5 protein-coding genes are annotated in these 3788 nt (G+C 50.1%); 1 reads left to right on the top strand and 4 read right to left on the bottom strand.

From position 1 onward, the window contains the following. Positions 1–1044, top strand: a 1044-nt coding sequence (locus MHN01_RS19705) for a molybdopterin dinucleotide binding domain-containing protein (RefSeq protein WP_239412910.1), incomplete at its 5' end; no start/stop codon positions are given. Positions 1045–1110: 66 nt separating this feature from the next. On the opposite strand, the gene MHN01_RS19700 is transcribed toward MHN01_RS19705, so the two are convergent. From MHN01_RS19700 to MHN01_RS19685, 4 genes are all read right to left on the bottom strand, one after another. Then, positions 1111–2397 carry a hypothetical protein gene (locus MHN01_RS19700; RefSeq protein WP_239412909.1) on the bottom strand — a complete coding sequence of 429 codons (1287 nt, stop codon included), beginning with the start codon at positions 2395–2397 and terminating at the stop codon, positions 1111–1113. Next, positions 2378–2656: a DUF2249 domain-containing protein gene (locus tag MHN01_RS19695; protein ID WP_239412908.1), complete on the bottom strand. Its 279-nt coding sequence runs from the start codon at positions 2654–2656 to the stop codon at positions 2378–2380. The genes MHN01_RS19700 and MHN01_RS19695 overlap by 20 nt, the downstream gene beginning before the upstream one ends. Before the next feature lie 17 nt (positions 2657–2673). Beyond that, the gene (locus tag MHN01_RS19690; protein WP_075768406.1) at positions 2674–3123 is read right to left on the bottom strand and encodes a hemerythrin domain-containing protein; all 450 of its coding nucleotides are present in this window, start codon (positions 3121–3123) and stop codon (positions 2674–2676) included. A 168-nt stretch (positions 3124–3291) separates the two neighbouring features. Then, positions 3292–3788 (bottom strand): EAL domain-containing protein (locus tag MHN01_RS19685; RefSeq protein ID WP_239412907.1); only part of this gene is annotated, 497 nt, incomplete at its 5' end.

The raw sequence follows: 3788 nt of genomic DNA, 5'->3' as shown, positions 1-3788 counted from the left end.
CAAACGCAGCCGCAACACCTTCCCCACAAACGCCTGTTCACCGACGGCGATTTTGCAACGCCTTCCGGTAAGGCCCGGTTTGTCGCGGTCAGCTATCAGCCGCCCGCAAGCCATACCAATGACAGCTATCCGCTGGTATTAAATACCGGTCGTATTCGCGACCAATGGCATACCATGACCCGGACCGGGCTCTCGGCGCGACTTGGCGAACATACCCCGGAGCCCTATGTCTCCATCCATCCCACGGATGCCAAGCGCTATCAGCTCAATGACAGCCAGATAGCAGCGATTAACAGTGAATATGGCAAAGCCATGGTCAGGGTACACATCACCCAAAACGTAAAGCCGGGAGAGTTGTTTATCCCGATCCACTGGAATGACACCACCTCCAGTGCCGCCAAGGTCTGCAGCCTGATAACCCCGGATACCGATACACTATCGGGCCAGCCTGAATTTAAGTTCACCCCGGTCTCTGTCGCACCGTTATCTTTTCGTAGTGAGGCAATACTGCTGTTAAATACTCCTCTGGACATCAGCGAGTTTGACTACTGGGTGCGGCAAAAAGTCAGCAACGGATATTTATATCGCATCGCCAGTACTCTGACCCCAGAGCAACTGATGCCCCGGCTTGCCCGCTATTGCCAATACGAAAACGGCAAAGAGCTCAGCTACAGCGGCGCAGAAAACGGGCTTTACCGCTATGCGAATATTCAGCAACAACGCCTGCGAAGCTGCTACCTGATAGCATCAGACTTACAGCAACAAGATGTGGACTGGCTCAATCACCTGTTAGATGAACCCATTGATTCTTCGGTAGAACGCAGCCTTATTTCTGGGCGAGCTGAAGGGAAGTTGGCTGGCGGCAAAACAGTGTGTGCCTGCAAGCAAGTAGGAAAAAACACTATCTGCCAGGCGATAAAAGAACAGGGATTATCTTCAGTCGAAGCGATAAGTCGTACTACACAGGCCGGGACGGGTTGCGGCAGCTGCATATCTGAAATCCAGCAACTGTTAGATGAACAGATACTGGTTTCATCCGGTTAAGGCCCGCTTCAATAACCCATTACCTGAAAACACTCTTCTTGATAAATCAGGCGGGCTAATTCAGTATTAGCTCGCCATCATCTCCTGGCGTACGTTGCGGTAGGTCATACTGGCAGAAGCGATGTTGTAGCCAATCCACAACCAGTTAAGCAGCATCATCAGACCGATACATGCCGTAACCGGTGGATAGAGCAGCGACACAAGCACACTTGCCATGCCCAGCAGGTATAAGCGCAACTGAACCTTCATTTGCTGACGGCTGATCAGGCTGTAATGATCGGGCAGCAGCATCATGGCACTAGGGTTCGCCATCGCAATAGGCTGAAGGTGAAGAGTGATCAAGAACGGGACAATTTTCAGCAGCATGCCCTGGATCACCCCAAGCACAAAGCCCATGCCGATAATCAGCGCAATAAAGACCTCTGCCCTTCCCTGCAGCTGAAACGGGATCAGCGGCATGGCAATCATCAGCACGCATCCACAAATCAGGCATGAATACGCCCATTGCCAATAACTGACAACGGTATCCGGAAGTTTGCGCTTTCGCTGGCGGAGTCGATGTAATCCGATCACTGCATACAAAACCCCGACGGCCGCTATCAAGGCTGTGCTGGAATAGAGGCTGAGCTGGAATACACTCGCCACTGCGAGGGAAGCCAAACCGACGACCAGCAAGCCAGGCAGCGCGATACGCCAATGCCTTGGGAACTCTGGGGTAACATGAAACATCGGTATCACCTGAAAGCTGACCGCCATTATCAACAACAAGACCCAGCCAAAAATGCCCGTACTGGCGTGAAAGTTAGTCAGGCTCTTACCGGCGAACGGGAAATAGCCCCACAGATAACCAGCCACCAGTAATAATCCTGCCAGCACAACAACAGCAAGTGCCAACCCGGCAAGCATGATAGGAACCCTGGTCTGTTGCCCGCCAGCTTTTCGGAGCAGCACAGCTAGCAGCGAAATAACAAAATAGCCCAAACTCAGGCCCAATAAGACAAAGCTAGCGCTAAACGTTGGCAAACCGAAAAAACCGGCGCTTAGCGCTAACGTGCCGAGAATCAAGCTAGCCTGCATCAGGAGCAGAGGTATAGGTGGGATAGTAATCGGAGCGCCACATAATACCGGCATGATTTGAAACAACGACCCAATCATGATCATTGCCATCATACCTATCGCTACAAGGTGAGTGATCGCCAGAGAAGCAGGCAGCCAACGACCCAGCCAGATAGCATCACCTTGCCAAATCAGCATCAGTGAGGCAATCACAGCAAAAAACGGTGCGGTCAGGTAAAAGCGCAGCGGCACGTCCAGCTGCGGAATATCATCGAAGTTAAGCCCGGTCAGTCTCATCGCTCTTTCTCATCAAGCAGTTATAAGCTTGCTCATCACCCTGGTGCCAAATCCAGATATGGTGCTTCCCCGCCTCTTCTTCGGTATGACGATAATCAAATTGCTGCTGAGCAAGAATGGCAAACAGCGGAACAGGTTCGCGCCGGTGCCTGACATGCAGCAACTGGCCTCGCTGCAAGGTGGTCAGAGTCTGGCAGATCTTATGCATCGGCTGAGGTGGCTCAAGCTCACTGACATCCAGAGTGATAATAGGCTCCATAGGATCTGCCTCCTTGATTAGGATGCGGCGTTGTTAGGCTTGGCATCCATCTGGGCAACAATTTCCTCACTGTTAGCCAAATGGGCATCCGACATCGGGTAAAGAATTTGCTCTTCTTTCATATTATGCTGCTGGATAAGCAGCATGGTACTTTCCACAATTCCCATAGCACGCTCGGTGGCCTGCTCGCTAATGGCTTGCTGCATCTGCTCAAACAGAGAGCGAACCTGGGCATGTTCCTGACGCATCACCATGGTCGGTCCCGACGTCATGCCTGTTTGGGCTTCAAATGCAGGAAAAAGAATGTCTTCTTCAAGATCAAAATGGTGCAAGGTTTCGGCTTCAAACTGACTCCACGCCTGGCTAAATGCCGTCCAGTTACCTTCGGCTAGCGGACCTTCTGCCTCAACTAACAGGTGGTCACAGCTTCTGTGATGTTGAGTCATATAAGTATTGATGTTAGCCATATGCGCCTCGCGTACTAGTGGTATAGAACTACAAAAAGTAGTGTTTTATCGTACGAGTAATCCTACACCACAAAAGATGCATTAAAAAGATATCTTTTAAAATAGAAACTATATCTTGATCGATATCAGTATTGATTTCTATCCGACAAGGGCAGCTCTGGCTGACACTCACCCGACTTCTTCTAGACTCTCGTTACTGGCCAGCTCAACAGGCTGCTTAACGACAAAAGAGGCCGCCAAGTCGTCTAGGCTCAGCGGTTTGAAGAAGTTATACCCTTGCAGATAATGGCAATTTCTCTCTTTCAAATATCCAGTTTGGGTATTATCTTCAACACCTTCGGCTACTATTTTCACTTCTAGCCGGTGAGCGAGATCAATGATGGCATCCAGCACGTGATGGTTAACCGAATCCACCCCTATCGTATCGACAAAGCTTTTATCTATTTTCAGATAATCAAACGAGATTGTTTGCAGCACACTCAGTGCAGTCTGTCCTGTTCCGAAATCATCAATAGCCACTTCAACACCCAATTGCCTAACAGAAGAGAGCTGAGAGGCAACACGCTGATCGAGAAACTGACGTTCAGTCACTTCAAAGCACAATTCCACCCCAAGTGCTTCAAACCGAGGTTTAAGTGAACTGACTTTTTTCATAGCATCATCTT

The sequence above is a fragment of the Photobacterium sp. OFAV2-7 genome (assembly GCF_022347985.1).
Lineage (GTDB): Bacteria > Pseudomonadota > Gammaproteobacteria > Enterobacterales > Vibrionaceae > Photobacterium.
This window is presented reverse-complemented; position numbering and strand designations above follow the sequence as displayed.